The sequence below is a fragment of the Aeromonas sp. S11(2024) genome (genome assembly GCF_041402345.1).
In the GTDB taxonomy this organism is placed as follows: domain Bacteria; phylum Pseudomonadota; class Gammaproteobacteria; order Enterobacterales; family Aeromonadaceae; genus Aeromonas; species Aeromonas veronii.
Map to the genome: position 1 here is coordinate 88,391 of NZ_JBGLRC010000006.1, position 14,638 is coordinate 103,028.

A 14,638-nucleotide genomic window follows, 5' to 3' on the forward strand; every position below is an offset into this window, starting at 1 on the left:
CTTTTCTGACCCCGTGACTGCCGTTTTCCAGATATGAGGCCAAATGGTCACGAGGTCTGTGAGCCGGATCGAAGTTTCAGTCTGAAAACGTTATCTTGTTGAAACTGGATGGTTTTTTTTGCCATTCCGCTCACATTTGAATCGATTGCCGCTGATTAGAATTTCGCGCTTGAAATGGGAACTAAAGCTTATTGAGCTCGGGGGATGGCTCGGCGCCCCCGGGTTGAATTCCACCTTGCCAAGGGTGGGATAACTCCGAGAGAGTAAGCAAAGCGCGACTGCCGACCGGCAGGCGCGCTTTTTCTTTTACGGGGTGCCGTGAGAGAAATGAGAGTAAAAAGAAAAGCCGTCCCGGTTGGGGGACGGCTTTTGGCTGGGATGCCATTGGCTGGCTTAACGCTTGCGCAGCAGGCGCAGGGCGTTGGCGGTCACCAGCGCGGTGGCGCCGGTATCGGCCAGCACCGCAATCCACAGGCCGGTGATGCCGAGCAGGCTGGTGACCAGGAAGATGGCCTTCAGCCCCAGTGCCAGCGCGATATTCTGGTGAATATTGGCCAGTGCCGCCCGCGACAACCGGATCATCGCGGCAATACCGCCGAGCTGGTTGTGGGTCAGCGCCGCATCGGCGGTCTCCAGCGCCACGTCGGTGCCACCGCCCATGGCGATGCCGATGGTAGCCCGCTTCATGGCCGGTGCATCGTTGATGCCATCGCCGATCATGGCGACTTTCTGCGAGCTGGCGAGCTTGGCTATTTCATCGACCTTGCCCTCCGGCAACAGGCCGGCGCGCCAGCCCATCCCGAGTTCACCGGCGATGGCCTCGGCGGCGCGGGGGTTGTCCCCGGTCAGCATGATGCTCTGCAGGCCGAGCCGGTTGAGCTCTTGCAGCGCAGCAGCCGCTTCCGGTCGGATCTGATCCCGCAGGGCCAGCAGGGCCACCGGCAGAGCCTGTTCGCTGCTGCTCTGGCAGAGCACGACCACCGTCTTGCCCTGTTGCTCCAGCATGGCGATCTGGGCGTGTTGGCCCTTGCTCAGCGTAGCTATCCGGCTCGGTGCCAGCAGTTGCCACAGCTCGCCGTTGATGCGCCCTTCAACACCCATGCCCGGCAGGGCACGCAGATCGCGGGCTTCTACCTGTGCCAGCCCCTGCTCGTTGGCAGCGGCCACCACGGCACGGGCCAGCGGGTGGTGGGAGCCCTGCTCGATGGCAACCGCCAGTGCCAGCAGTTCGGTTTCCGGCTGGCCATTGAGGCTCACCAGCTCGGTCAGCTGCGGCTTGCCCAGGGTCAGGGTGCCAGTCTTGTCAAACGCCACGGTATCGATATGGGCCAATCGCTCCAGTGCTGCACCACCCTTGATCAGGGCCCCCTGCCGGGTTGCTGCCGCCAGCGCCGAGGTAACCGCCGCCGGGGTGGAAATAACCAGGGCGCAGGGGCAACCGATGAGCAGCAACGCCAGCCCGCGATAGACCCACTCGTCCCAGCTCTGGCCGAAGGCAAGAGGCGGCACCAGCACCACCAGCAGGGCAACCAGCATCATGGCCGGGGTATACCAGCGGCTGAAGCGGTCGATAAAGCGCTCGATGGGGGCGCGCTGGCTTTCGGCCTCCTCGATGAGGTGCAGAATGCGGTCGATGGCGTTGTTGCCGGGCTCGGAGACGACTTCAAGACGCAGCACCCGATCCGCCGCCAGACTGCCGGCAGGCACCTTGTCACCCTGACGACGCTCCACCGGAATGGATTCACCGGTCAGGGCGCTTTCGTCAAACGCACCGAGTTCATCGAGCAGGCGGGCGTCGGCAGGTAGACGGGCACCCGGGGCGATTTCGATGATATCGCCGGGACGCAGCTCATCGGCAGCTACCTCTTCCCGCACCTCGCCCTCGGCAGTGGTACGGATCCGCAGCGCCTTGTCGGGTACCAGTGCCATCAGGGCGGTCACCCCGGCCCGGGCGCGCCCGGCGGCGTAGGCCTCCAGATGTTCCCCCAGCATAAAGAGCAGCAGCACCATGGCCGCTTCGGCGGTTTCGCCGAGGAACAGGGCGCCCACGGCGGCGACCGTCATCAGGGTCTCGATGGCGAAGGGGGAGCCGCTTTGGGTCAGCGCCCACGCCTTGCGGGAGATGGGCCACAGCCCCCAGAGGGTCGCCAGGGTAAAGAGCGGCTGACCGAACTCTTTCGGCAGCAGGGCGGCGACCAGCATCAGGCCGGCCAGTGACAGGGGCTGCCAATATTTGCCCAGGGTGGTCAGCAGCGGGCTTTGGCGTGTTGCTTCCTTTGTGATTGTGTGGGCTGTATTGGCCTGAGCACCCTTGAGCTGGAAACCGGCGGCCAGCACGGCGGCGGTGACGGGATCGGGGGAGAGGCCGGGGGCCAGATCCACTACCAGCTTCTCGGTGGCAAACAACACGCGCGCCTGTTGCACGCCGCTCACCCGGCTGACGGCGGTCTCGATCTTGCGGGCGCAGCTGGGGCAATCCATCCCCAACACCTGCCAGCTGTGGCGACTGTTGCCTTGCTCCGGCGCAACCAGCGGGTCGGCAGGTGGCATATCGTGCTCATGCTCATGCTCATGCTCATGCTTATGCTTATGATCGTGAGCTAGCGATAAGGGGGCGCTGCAGCACGCTTGATCGTGACAGCTTCCTCGGGGAGGCTCTTCATCCCCGGGGGATTCATTGCCGTCACGGGATGCGTGCTCATGAGGCGTCGGGGTTGAACAGCAACTGACGGGCGTGGTGTTGTCGCAGCAGTGGCTATCGTGGTGATGCTCACTCTGGCCGGGGGCCGCCTTGCTGACGGCCTTGATGGGGGCGGCGTGCTGATGATTGCAGCAGGATTTGCTCATGATGAGTCCCTCTTGATGGATCCCGCCCCTGCGAGATCCCTGATTACCGAGAAGGAGTCTAAACCTTGGTGTTAAGTCCAAGGTCAACCCCTTTATATCCCTTGTCTTCGCGGGTGTTTGTCTGGTCCCGCCGCCCCTATACTGAGCACTCGGATTTTTACTACACCAATAAAGGACATAACACATGAGCAACTCAGTCACTCTGCAAGGCAACCCGGTCTCCGTCGCTGGTCACTTCCCGGTCGCCGGTGAGCAAGCCAAGCCCTTCTCCCTGGTGGCCAAGGATCTCTCCGACGTGACCCTGGCAAGCTTTGCCGGTCAGCGCAAAATCCTGAATATTTTCCCGAGCGTCGATACTCCCACCTGCGCGACCTCTGTGCGCAAGTTCAACGAGCAGGCCAGCGCGCTGGAGAACACAGTTGTACTGTGCATCTCCGCCGATCTGCCGTTCGCCCAGTCCCGCTTCTGCGGCGCCGAAGGTCTGGACAAGGTAGTGACTCTCTCCACCCTGCGCGGTGCGGCCTTCATGGAAGATTACGGCGTTGCCTTCTCTTCCGGTCCGCTGGTCGGTCTGACCGCTCGCGCCATCGTGGTGCTGGATGGTGACAACAAGGTGCTGCACAGCGAGCTGGTCGCCGAAGTGGCCGACGAGCCGAACTACGCTGCGGCGCTGGCCGTGCTGTAAGGCTGCAAGCCATAAAAAATCCCGCTTCGGCGGGATTTTTTATGCGGGAATTGTCCGTTCAGGGCGTAGCTGGCGGGGTGGTCGCCGGTTCAGCCTTGGCGGTTGGGGAGGGTTGCCACTCCACATAGGGGCGGTGGATCTTCTCGTAGATCTCGGCCAGTTTGCCGGTGGCAGCCAGCTGATCGATGGCTTGCCGGAGAAATTCGTCCATCTCATCACCTGCTGCCCCTTTCTGGATGATGAAGACATCCTCGAAATCCCCGAAAAATTCTCGCCTGATATTGGTCAGCCCCAGCTGCTTGAGCATCAGGTCGGCCTCCTCTTGTGCCCAGACAAAGGCGTCGATACGGCCGCGTGAGAGCTTGCGCAGTGACTGCTCGATACTCATCGATCGCTGCACCGGGAAGGGCATATAGTCGGGAACCGCCTCGATTAGCAGATCCCGTTTGGTGGGCACTATGCCGTAGGCCATATCTGTGGTGACCGGATAGGCGGTATTGCTGTAAATCACATGGGCAACTTTGCCAAAACTGCGGGTGCTGAAGCGATAAGCCAGCATATCGATATCCTTGAGGTTGCGGATGGCGGGCAGCCCCAGATCAGCCTTGCCGGAGATCACCCCAGCCATGGCACGGGCGATGGGGTAGATGGTGATCTTGATGGTCACATCGGGGTAGAGATCATCGATGGCGTGTACCAGGTCGACAAAGGGGCCTGTCTTGTCGGCATTGACCAGCCCCGGTAGCTCGCCAAGGTGGGCATTGAGGATGCGCCCCGGTTTCGGCGGCTCGAGGGCGACGTCGTTCTCCGGATTCTGCGACAGGCCGAGGGTGGCGCTGCCGAGCAGGGTGACCACGAGCAGCAGAAGGGAGATGTGTCTGGTCATGGCGAGTCTCTCTTGGTGATGGGTCAGCTAAAGTGTAGTCAGCCGGTCGCCAGCCCCCTCGGCCAGGCCATCATGGATAGGGTTTTACTTCTCGGCCCCCGCTCACTAGACTTCGCCTCCCACTTCTTTGTTGACGTAGCGCCATGACCTTTAGCGAACTTGCCCTTCATCCCGCTCTGCTTGCCTCTTTGCCCGCCACCTTGCAGACGCCGACCCGCATCCAGCAGCTGGCCATTCCGGCGGCGCTGGCGGGGCAGGATCTGCTGGCGCTGGCCCAGACCGGCAGCGGCAAGACGCTGGCGTTTGGCTTGCCGCTGCTGCAACGGTTGGAGCCGGCCTCCAGCCAGGTGCAGGGTCTGGTGCTGGTGCCGACCCGCGAGCTGGCGATTCAGGTCACTGCCGCGATAAAAGAGGGTGCCGAGGCGCTGGGGCTGCGCATCGTGACGTTGTGTGGGGGCGTTGCGCAGGAGCGGCAACAGGCCGAACTGGTGCAGGGGCCACAGCTGCTGGTCGCCACGCCGGGGCGGCTGCGGGATCTGCTGACCCAGCAACTGCTGGGGCTGGATGGTTTGCAACTGCTGGTGCTGGATGAAGCGGATCGCTTGCTGGAGATGGGCTTTGCTCCCGACATCAAGGCGCTGCTCGGCTTTATTCCGGCGGATCGCCAAACCCTGCTCTTCTCCGCCACCTTGCCTGCCGAGCTGGAGGCGCTGGCCAACGGCCTGCTGCGCGAGCCTAACCGTATCGAGGCAAACCCCCTTAACAGCGTGGTGAACGAGATCGAAGAGCGGCTCTATTTGGTCAACAAGAGCAGCAAGGTCCCGGCGCTTATCAGCTTGCTCAAGGAGCAGGCGTGGCCGCAGGTGCTGGTCTTTATCAGTGCGCGGGATGATGCCGACGGGGTTGCCAGAAAGCTGGCCAAGGCAGGTATCGCTGTGGCTGCCCTCCATGGCGAAAAAGAACAGGCGGTGCGCGAGCAGGCGCTCAGCGATTTCAAAGAGGGCAAAATTCGGGTGCTGGTGGCCACCGACCTGATGGCGCGTGGCATCCATGTGGAGGCGCTGCCGGTGGTGATCAATCTGGACTTGCCCGCCAGCGCCCCTGTTTACGTACACCGCATCGGTCGTACCGCCCGGGCTGGCCGCGAAGGGTTGGCCATTTCGCTGGTCTGCCATGGCGAGAGTGACATGCTGCAAGCCATTCGCACCCTGACCGGCCGCGATCTGCCGTTGGGCGATCTGGCGGGATTCCCGGTCACCGACCAGCCTGCCAGCGGGGAGGGCAAGCGCCCCCCTCGTGACAAGCAGGCCAATCGCCGCACTCAGGCCAAACGCAGCGTCAAGCAGTTCAAGGGCAAGCGCTGACCTCAGGGTTTACCTTGTTCCCGCGCGAAGAAGTCACGACGCCACTGGCTCAACACCTCCTCCTTGTGCTGTTGCCACAGCGCAGGATCCATCTGCTGTTGGCTGGTCGCCAGTTGCTGCTCCAGCTCGGCCAGCTCTCGCTGGTAGCGGCTACGTTGATCGAGTTGCTGCTGGCGCGCCTCGGCAAACGCCAGCGTGGCTTCAGCCTTCTCTGCGGGGAGGAAGTGGCGGGCCAGGGTGGCCAGATCCTCATCTCCCCAAAGCTGACGAGCTTGCTGCAGGCGGGCATCCGGGTTGAACAGCTCGCCTGCCAGATTCGGATTATCCGCCGCCCACCGATCCTGCAAGCGGCTGAGGGCGTCCAGCCGCTCGGCCAGCGGCAACTGCTCGCTCTCCTGCGCCAACTGATCCAGCGCCAGGGCATAGCGCCCCTGTAGCCGGATCAGGCTCTCCCCCTCGCTCAGCCACCCGTCCTCTGTTGCTTCCAGATTGCTCACACGCTGCGCCAGCGGCAACTCGCTGTCGCTGATCTCGCTGTCGCTGATCTCGCTGTCGCTGATCTCGCTGTCGCTGATCTCGCTGTCGCTGATCTCGCTGGCAAGCTGGTTGATCAGTTCATCCGGCATCGCCTGCCAGCTGCTGGGCACTTCTTTGCTTTTGCCATCCATCCCCTCAGCGTTTGGCATGTGGGGAGGCTGGCTCCCCGGTTCTGCTGGCAATTGCACATCGGCCGGAGAAGGCGTCGCCGACCGTTCTGGCGATATCGGGGACTGCTCTTCCTGCCAGCCCAGATTCACCAGCAAAAGGGTCAGGATCGCCAGCGCCAGTATCCCGTAACGGCGAGTCATCGGCTGATCTCTCCCTTGACCGGGAAGTGGTCTGAGAGGTTGCTGGCGGGCCAGAGGCTGCCATCGCTGCTGCGTGGGATCCAGACCGTGTTGAGGTTGTGGCTGGCGCTGCCGTATTCCCGGCTTACTACCAGATAGTCCAGATACTCAACGTTGGCGCCACCGGAGAGCGGGCCACCGGCATAGGGGTTGATCCTGGGATCGAAGGTGGCTTCGGTATAGCCGCCATAGGCGGGTTCATGGGCGTTCAGATTGGCCAGCATGTTGGCGTAGTCATCGGCAAACTTGCGTTTGTTGACGTTGAAGTCGCCGCCATAGATGACGGTGTCGCTGGCGGGGATCTTGAGGCTGGCTGCCAGAGAGCGGATCTGACCGAACTGGATCTGCCGCAGCTTGCGCGCCTCGTCGGTGTCAAAGCTGGCGGTGTGGGTGGCGAACAGGTGCCACGCCTTGCCCCCCTTGATCACCTCGGCGTACATCACCCCCTTGTCGGCGAAGCAGTCGGTGCCGGTGCACTGGGGATAGACCAGCTGGGCCTCCCGCACTATGGGATAGCGGCTGACGATCACTACGCCGCCGTCGTGGACGTTGATCCCGGGCTTGTCGAGTACCTTGGTCTGGTAGGGGTACTCTTTCGCCAGCGCCTGCAAAAAGCCCTCGCGGCGGCCATCGAATACTTCTTGCAGCAGCAGGGCGTCATAATCCTTGAGATAATCAGGCAGCAAGGTCAATCGCTCGCCGATGCTGGAGGCGATCACAGGCAGCGCCCAGACGTTGTAGCTGGCCACCTTGAGCCTGTTTTCTGCCGGTTCCGGCTGCTCCCGTTTTTGGGGAGGCGTGATCATATAGTGCAGATCGTCGTAGCGGCCGGTGAACTTGGCGGCAAAGGCCAGCTCTTGTGACCCTGCAACGCGATGGATCGCCCGATCGTTTTGCCAGCCGGATGCGCCGGTCGGCGTCTCGCCACCGTGCTGCAAGGTGGTGTTCCACCAGGTTCCCTCCATCAGCTGGTTGAGCCGATAGACGTCGCCACCCGCTGTGGTCACGCGGGTTTCGAACAGATAGCTCTTGCCCGCCTTGACCCCCTCATAGCGATTGAAGCTGAGTACCATGGCGCTCTCCCACGGGCCCAGCTCGGTGCGGTGCTGGCTCCACTGACTGCCGGGTTGCAGCTGGCCGCTGCCGCTTTGGCGGATGTCGATCTGAAGCGGTTCAGGACTGTTGTTGGTGAGATAGACATCGGTATCGGCCAGTGCCAGTTGCGGGAACTGGCTGACCAGCAGCAGGGCGGCATAACTGAGGGTTTTCTGCATCACAGGATCCTTTTGGTTGCAGGGCAATGGAAAGTGACTGTTATGGCGAATGCAGAGGTCAGTTTGTTTACATTTTGATTACAAGTAAATGAATTGGTTTTGTTTGGAGCTTTGTGGAGGTGTAAAGCGAGCGAGGCAGCACGCTTAAAGAGAGAGGGAAGAGCGAGGGAAGGCGCCCGTGTCAGGCGCCTTCAGGAGTTAGCGGTGGGCCAGCGGGTAGGTGAAGAGCGCCAGATGGGCGAAGTTGAAGGCGAAGTGGATCAGGATGGCCACGGAGAGTCGCCCACTGAGCTGGAATGCCAAGCCGTAGCAGCAGCCTGCCAGGGTCGCAAACAGCGCCAGCAGCGGGCCACCGGGCAGGTGGATGGCTCCGAACAGTAGCGCAGCCACGACGATGCCAATCCAGGGGCGGTAACGCTCGGTCAACCCCTGCTGGATAGCTCCACGAAACAGCGCTTCTTCCGCCACGCAGGTGAACAGCAGATTGTTGAGTGCAAACAGCCACCACCAGTGGGGCAGACCCACTTCCGGTTTCAGTGCCCCCAACTGCCAGGCGATGACCAGCAGGGCTCCCAGCGGCAGCAGCAACAGGGCCAGCGGGCGCCAGCGGATTGCGCCCCCCTTGCCCAGCAGCATCGGGCAGGCCAGCAGCAAGCCAAAGAGCAGCAGCGGCTTGTCGAGGTTCAGATACATGTTGAACGGCACGCTGGCGGGGCCTGCCAGCGCCTGATCCAGCACCTTGAGATTGTTGAAGCCGGGGATGAGGTGCAGGGTCAGCGCAATCGCCCAGAGGATCAGCACCACTCTGGCCGCCATCGCCCGGCGGGCGGGGAGGGTTGGCGTACGCCACGCCAGCAGTAATCCTGCGACCGAGACCAGCAGGGCGGGTAGTGTCATTCGGTCAAGCCACAGTGCCAGCAGCAGGGAGAGTCCCAGCAGGGCCAAGGCGGGAAGACGCTGGCGGAAGAGGGCAAGCAGCACGGCCAGCGCCAGCGCGCCCCAGATAAATGAGTCGGGAAGGGGTAACATTGGATCTCCTTGATCGAGGCAGGCGGCAACCTTAACAAGAGGGCGTCAGCAGGACAACCGCGCAGGAGGTGGTCGGATCCCTTCTCTATACTCATCAACAGGGTAAAGGGAGAGCAGCTGATGAAGCACTGTCTGTGGTTGTTGTGTTGTTGGTGTGTCTGGCTGCAGGCCGCACCCTTGCTGCTGGTGACCGGTGAGTTCACCCCCTATACCGGCAAGGCACTGCCTGAAGGCGGCGAGAGCACCCGGCTGGTGACGACCCTGCTGCAAGAGGCCGGGTATCGAGAGCTCCAGGTCGACTACCTGCCCTGGCCCCGCGGCTATCAGTTGACCCGCAATGGGTTGGTCGCGGCCACCTTCCCCTACGCCTGGACTGCCGATCGGGCCAAGCTCTTCCACTACAGCGCTCCCATTCATATAGATCGCCTCTCCTGGTTTACCTATCGGGGGAGCGAGGCCATTCAGGCTGGCCGCTGGCAAGGGCTGCGAGTCTGCATTCCGCTGGGGTGGAGCACCAGCCATGCCGACGGGGTGATCAAGCGTTTCGGGCTGGATCTGCAGCGCCCCAAGACCCTGGCACAGTGTCTGCAACTGCTGGATCGCAAACGGATCGATCTGCTGCCGATGAACGAGACGGTGACCCGGGATGCCAGCCGTCAGCTGTTTGGCGACCCCTGCCATCTGCAGGCATTGCCCCACTTTCGTCAGAGCGACACCTTTTACCTGATCATTTCACGGCAGTATCCGGAGGCCGCCAACCTGCTTGAGCGCTTCAATCATGCCCTGGCTGCCGCCCGTGCCGATGGTCGCTATGACCAACTGGTCTCCCGAGCCGGAAAGGGGATCGATTGCCGTTGAGAGTGCCTAGGCGGAAAACAAAAAGCCGGAGCAGTGGCTCCGGCTTTCTTTATGCCTTCAGGGGCGATTAGCGGCCTGATTCTGCGATCACGCGGGCGATGATATCAGCGCGCTTGCCGGCTTCCAGTTCGCCCAGCGCAATCAGACCCGCTTTGAAGATCACGTTCTTCGGCAGGCTGACATCGTCCAGGGTGGTGATCGCTTCAACGTGCATGCCATTCAGACGGCTGGCATCGCGCGGGCTCAGGTTGACCTGAGTGTTCATCACCTGCTTGCCTTTCTTCTTGGCAGGTGCAGCCGCTTTCTTGGTGGATTCCTGTTCTTCGTCTTCCGGCAGTTCGTCATCAAAATCGTAAATAGACATAGTCAATCCTGTTGAGTTAGGCAAAAGGGCACATTTGCCCGACATAGTAATCCGACATTGGGTCAATCAGCCCATATCCTCGTTACGGATAAAGGCGCGCCAGGAGCTGAGCACCTGGGCAAAATCTTCCAGCCCGCACATGGCCAGCTGTTCATCATCGTAGTAGGCGAGATCGTCAAGATCCTCACCTAGCTCGATATTGAGGGCGTTGGCTTTCACCTCCGCCTCTTCATGGGTCAGCAGCAGGGAGTAGTCACCGCCGTTGAGCCGGTATTCGACTCGGGTGCGGTTGGAGAGCTGATCAATGATGGAGAAGAGTTCGTCGAGCTTCTCCTCATCCTTGCCAACCTCGTCGATCAGCCACTGACCGATGGCTTCATGGCCCATGGAGAACCGGGCGCGATAGCCACCAAACGGGTCGCGGCGAAATTCATAATCCATAGCACAGTCCAGATCGGAGGGATGGGCCATCACGGGCAGGCGGGTGCAAGCACGCAATTCCTGCTCCATGGCGGGGCACACATCGGGTAAAGTGGCCTATTCTAGCGATCCCCCTCTCGCTTGTCTTGATGATGTGGCATCTTTGCGCCCATGTGCCCTGAATCGGCCCGTGGTGGCGCCGCCAGATCAGCCCCTTGTCCGGAGATGTTATGCAGCTAAACGATAACCTTGCCCGCCAGATCGTCGCACGGGCGATGAAGATCCTGTCGTTCTCGGTCAACGTGATGGACGAACATGGCCTCATCATTGCGTCCGGCAATCCGGAGCGGATTCATCAGCGCCACGAAGGGGCCGTGCTGGCATTGACCGAAAACCGAGTGGTGGAGATTAGCGAAGCGACTGCCTTGCAGCTCAAAGGGGTGCGACCCGGCATCAATTTGCCCATCTCCTATCAGGGGGAGCTGATCGGGGTGATCGGTATCTCCGGCGATCCGGAGGAAGTGCGTGCTTACGCCGAGCTGGTGCGAATGACGGCAGAACTGATCCTGGAGCAGGCGGCGCTCACCGAGCAGTTGCAGTGGGACAAGCGCCACAAGGAGGAGCTGGTGTTGCAGCTCATTCGGGGCGAGGGGCGAGTCGATCAATTGCAGCAGGCGGCCCGTTTTCTCGGGCTGGAGTTGGCCCAGCCTCGGGTGGTGGCCGTGCTTGCGCTGGAGGAGGCGGATCCGGCGCGTCTGCGGGAGCTGGTCCATCAGCTGGAAAATCCGGAGCGGGACAATCTGGTCGCCATCAACGGGCTCGACGAGATAGTGGTGCTCAAACCGGCGCAATTGAGTGATGGCGTCTGGCAATCGGCGCAGGAGCGCAGCCGGATCAAGCAGTTGCTGGCCCGCATTCCCCACTTCAAGGTGCATATCGCGGTGGGCGATTACTTCGCCGGGATCTACGGGCTGGCGCGCTCTTACCAGACGGCGCGAGATACCCTGCGCCGTGGTATGCGGCAGGCGCCGCGCAAACAGGTCTACTTCTTTGAGGATTACCGTTTGCCAGTGCTGCTGGGCAGTCTGGCGGACTCCTGGCAAGCGGATCAGCTGCGCACACCGCTGCAGAAACTGGCCCGGGAAGATGGTAAAGGGGCGCTGCAGAAGACCCTGCGCCACTATTTCTTGCAGGATTGTGATCTGCATCGCTGTGCCGAAGCCCTGTTCATTCACCCCAATACCCTGCGCTATCGGCTGGGGCGGATAGAGCAGATAACCGGGTTGAATTTCAACAAGTTAGACGACAAATTTTTGCTCTATCTCGGCCTTAATCTCGACTTGTGATTGTAAAGTTAGACAAAAAACTACTTTTAAATGACGCAATTTTTGGTTTGTAAGCCAAAGCATTCTGATTGCAGATCTCCATAATGGCGGCCATTCACTCCCATTGAAGGTGTCCGTCATGATCCCGGTTACAGCCCTTGGCGCCATCGCGGCGCTCTCCATCGCCATCATCCTCATTTTGAAGAAGGTGCCGCCCGCTTACGGCATGATCGTGGGTGCCCTGGCCGGTGGCCTGATTGGCGGTGCCGATCTGACCCAGACCGTCGCCCTGATGATCGGCGGTGCCCAGGGGATCACCACTGCGGTGATGCGGATCCTGGCGGCCGGTGTGCTGGCCGGCGTGCTGATCGAATCGGGTGCGGCCACCACTATCGCCGAGACTATCGTCAAGAAGCTGGGTGAAACCCGCGCCCTGCTGGCGCTGGCGCTGGCAACCTTGATCCTGACTGCGGTCGGCGTATTCGTGGATGTGGCCGTTATCACGGTCGCCCCCATCGCGCTGGCCATCGCCCGCCGTGCCGACCTCTCCAAGGCGGCCATCCTGCTGGCGATGATCGGCGGCGGCAAGGCGGGTAACGTCATGTCCCCCAACCCCAACGCCATTGCAGCGGCTGATGCCTTCCATCTGCCCCTCACCTCTGTGATGGCGGCGGGCATCATCCCGGGTCTGTTCGGTCTGGTGATGGCCTACTGGCTGGCCAAGAGGTTGAACAACAAGGGCAGCAAGGTTGCTGCTGATGAAGTGGTGAGCTTTGCCGGTGCCAAGTTGCCGGGCTTTGCCGCCGCCATCAGTGCACCGCTGGTCGCCATCCTGCTGCTGGCCCTGCGGCCGGTCGCCGGTATCGTGGTGGATCCGCTGATTGCGCTGCCCCTCGGTGGTCTGGTTGGTGCCCTGATGATGGGTAAATTCAGCAAGGTGAACCAGTTTGCGGTCTCCGGCCTCGCCCGCATGGCGCCGGTCGCCATCATGCTGCTGGGTACCGGTACCCTGGCAGGCATCATCGCCAACTCCGGCCTGAAAGATGTGCTGATCAGCGGCCTGACCGCCTCCGGTCTGCCCTCCTACCTGCTGGCGCCTATCTCCGGTGCCCTGATGTCGCTGGCAACCGCCTCGACTACCGCCGGTACCGTGGTGGCCTCCAACGTATTCAGCTCCACCCTGATTGAACTGGGGATCAGCAGTTTGGCCGGAGCGGCGATGATCCATGCCGGTGCCACCGTGTTTGACCACATGCCCCACGGCTCCTTCTTCCATGCCACCGGTGGCAGCGTCCACATGGGCGTGGGTGAGCGTCTGAAACTTATCCCTTACGAAACCGCAGTCGGTCTGACCATTGCCACTGTCTCCACCCTGATGTTTGGCGTGTTTGGCCTCGCCTAAGGAATTGATATGAAAATTGTTATTGCCCCCGATTCATTCAAGGAGAGTCTGAGCGCCATGGCGGTGGCTGATGCCATCGAGGCTGGTTTCAAGCAGGTGCTGCCGAACGCCACCTACGTCAAATTGCCGATGGCCGATGGCGGTGAGGGCACGGTGCAATCGCTGGTCGATGCCACCGGTGGCAGGATCCTGCCGGTCGAAGTGACCGCGCCCCTTGGCAACAAGGTGCAGGGTTTCGTCGGCCTGCTGGGTGATGGCGAGCGCGCCGTCATCGAGATGGCTGCCGCCTCCGGCATCCATCTGGTGGCGCCCGAGCAGCGCAATCCGCTGCTCACCTCCAGCTTCGGCACCGGCGAGCTGATCCTGGCCGCGCTGGAGATGGGGGTGAAGCACCTTATTCTCGGTATCGGCGGCAGCGCCACCAATGACGGCGGAGCCGGTATGATCCAGGCGCTCGGCGGCAAGTTGCTCAAAGCCGATGGCTCTGCCATCGAGCTGGGTGGCGCGGGTCTCGGTGAGCTCGAGACCATCGACCTGAGCGGTCTGGATCCGCGTCTGGGCGAGCTGGTTATCGAGGTGGCGTGTGATGTGAACAACCCGCTGTGCGGCCCGAAAGGCGCCTCTGCGGTGTTTGGCCCGCAGAAGGGGGCAACGCCCGAGATGGTTGTCGAACTTGATGCCAACCTCTCCCGTTATGCCGACTGCATTGAGCAGGCCCTTGGCAAGCAGGTGAAGGATATTCCGGGGGCGGGCGCTGCCGGTGGCATGGGCGCGGCCCTGGTGGGCCTGCTTGGCGCCGAGCTCAAGCCCGGCATCCAGATCGTGATTGAAGCCCTGAAGCTGGCCGATGAAGTGGCCGATGCGGATCTGGTTATCACCGGCGAAGGTCGTATCGACAGCCAGACCATCCATGGCAAGACGCCAATCGGTGTCGCACGTTGCGCCAAGCAGTTCGGCAAGCCGGTGATCGGCATCTCCGGTTGCCTGACCGACGATTGCGGTGTGGTACACGATCACGGGCTGGACGCGGTATTCGCCGTAGTCAACCGCGCCATGTCTCTGCCGGAGGCGCTGGAGAGCGCCAGCACCAACATTCAACTCACTGCGCGCAACGTCGCGGCACTCTATCAACTCAAGGGTTGATCCGGTTCGGCCGATGGGCGCCATCGGCCACTCAATATCCCCGTTTGGGGCATCTCCTCTCCCGCGAGATGTCTGACTGCCCTGGCACTTATTTGCCGATCCATCGTGATCGGCTCTTTTCTTTCCGTTCCTTTGTCTTGCCACACTTTTGACT

13 protein-coding genes are annotated in these 14,638 nt (G+C 61.7%); 6 read left to right on the forward strand and 7 right to left on the reverse strand.

The genetic code is table 11. From position 1 onward, the window contains the following. Positions 1-393 precede the first annotated feature (393 nt). Positions 394-2,847, reverse strand: coding sequence for a zinc/cadmium/mercury/lead-transporting ATPase (locus ACB040_RS07570; RefSeq protein ID WP_371154036.1), 2,454 nt, complete (start codon positions 2,845-2,847; stop codon positions 394-396). Between the two features lie 184 nt (positions 2,848-3,031). Between ACB040_RS07570 and tpx the strand changes: the two genes are divergently transcribed. After that, on the forward strand, positions 3,032-3,532 hold the full coding sequence (tpx, locus tag ACB040_RS07575; protein WP_005341463.1) for a thiol peroxidase: 501 nt from the start codon (positions 3,032-3,034) through the stop codon (positions 3,530-3,532). Positions 3,533-3,590: 58 nt separating this feature from the next. Here tpx and ACB040_RS07580 read toward each other — a convergent pair whose 3' ends face one another. After that, positions 3,591-4,418 carry a transporter substrate-binding domain-containing protein gene (locus tag ACB040_RS07580; RefSeq protein WP_101530199.1) on the reverse strand — a complete coding sequence of 276 codons (828 nt, stop codon included), beginning with the start codon at positions 4,416-4,418 and terminating at the stop codon, positions 3,591-3,593. A gap of 143 nt (positions 4,419-4,561) precedes the next feature. Between ACB040_RS07580 and ACB040_RS07585 the strand changes: the two genes are divergently transcribed. Continuing rightward, positions 4,562-5,782, forward strand: a complete 1,221-nt coding sequence (locus tag ACB040_RS07585) for a DEAD/DEAH box helicase (protein ID WP_335820036.1) — start codon at positions 4,562-4,564, stop codon at positions 5,780-5,782. Positions 5,783-5,784: 2 nt separating this feature from the next. On the opposite strand, the gene ACB040_RS07590 is transcribed toward ACB040_RS07585, so the two are convergent. From ACB040_RS07590 to ACB040_RS07600, 3 genes are all read right to left on the reverse strand, one after another. Further along, positions 5,785-6,630: a hypothetical protein gene (locus tag ACB040_RS07590; RefSeq protein ID WP_270804015.1), complete on the reverse strand. Its 846-nt coding sequence runs from the start codon at positions 6,628-6,630 to the stop codon at positions 5,785-5,787. Further along, positions 6,627-7,943 carry a sphingomyelin phosphodiesterase gene (locus ACB040_RS07595; RefSeq protein WP_270659332.1) on the reverse strand — a complete coding sequence of 439 codons (1,317 nt, stop codon included), beginning with the start codon at positions 7,941-7,943 and terminating at the stop codon, positions 6,627-6,629. The genes ACB040_RS07590 and ACB040_RS07595 overlap by 4 nt, the downstream gene beginning before the upstream one ends. Before the next feature lie 198 nt (positions 7,944-8,141). Next, a complete protein-coding gene (locus tag ACB040_RS07600; protein WP_270659331.1) occupies positions 8,142-8,972 on the reverse strand; it encodes a CPBP family intramembrane glutamic endopeptidase in 831 nt (276 codons plus the stop codon). Between the two features lie 120 nt (positions 8,973-9,092). Here ACB040_RS07600 and ACB040_RS07605 point away from each other — a divergent pair, with 120 nt between their 5' ends. Further along, complete coding sequence (locus ACB040_RS07605) at positions 9,093-9,830, forward strand: ABC transporter substrate-binding protein (protein WP_021230935.1); 738 nt, start codon at positions 9,093-9,095, stop codon at positions 9,828-9,830. Between the two features lie 67 nt (positions 9,831-9,897). On the opposite strand, the gene ACB040_RS07610 is transcribed toward ACB040_RS07605, so the two are convergent. Both ACB040_RS07610 and ACB040_RS07615 read right to left on the reverse strand, forming a co-directional pair. After that, positions 9,898-10,194 (reverse strand): hypothetical protein, encoded by a 297-nt coding sequence (locus ACB040_RS07610; RefSeq protein ID WP_288728935.1) that lies wholly within the window; start codon positions 10,192-10,194, stop codon positions 9,898-9,900. Between the two features lie 66 nt (positions 10,195-10,260). Continuing rightward, a complete protein-coding gene (locus ACB040_RS07615; protein ID WP_041202421.1) occupies positions 10,261-10,635 on the reverse strand; it encodes a YacL family protein in 375 nt (124 codons plus the stop codon). Between the two features lie 209 nt (positions 10,636-10,844). On the opposite strand from ACB040_RS07615, the gene ACB040_RS07620 reads away from it, so the two are divergent. From ACB040_RS07620 to ACB040_RS07630, 3 genes are all read left to right on the forward strand, one after another. Further along, entirely contained in the window at positions 10,845-11,960 is a 1,116-nt protein-coding gene (locus tag ACB040_RS07620) for a sugar diacid recognition domain-containing protein (protein WP_338772616.1), read from the forward strand. Between the two features lie 118 nt (positions 11,961-12,078). Next, positions 12,079-13,341, forward strand: a complete 1,263-nt coding sequence (locus ACB040_RS07625; RefSeq protein ID WP_005340326.1) for a GntP family permease — start codon at positions 12,079-12,081, stop codon at positions 13,339-13,341. 9 nt (positions 13,342-13,350) lie between these two features. After that, positions 13,351-14,484 (forward strand): glycerate kinase, encoded by a 1,134-nt coding sequence (locus tag ACB040_RS07630; protein WP_371154041.1) that lies wholly within the window; start codon positions 13,351-13,353, stop codon positions 14,482-14,484. Positions 14,485-14,638 lie beyond the last annotated feature (154 nt).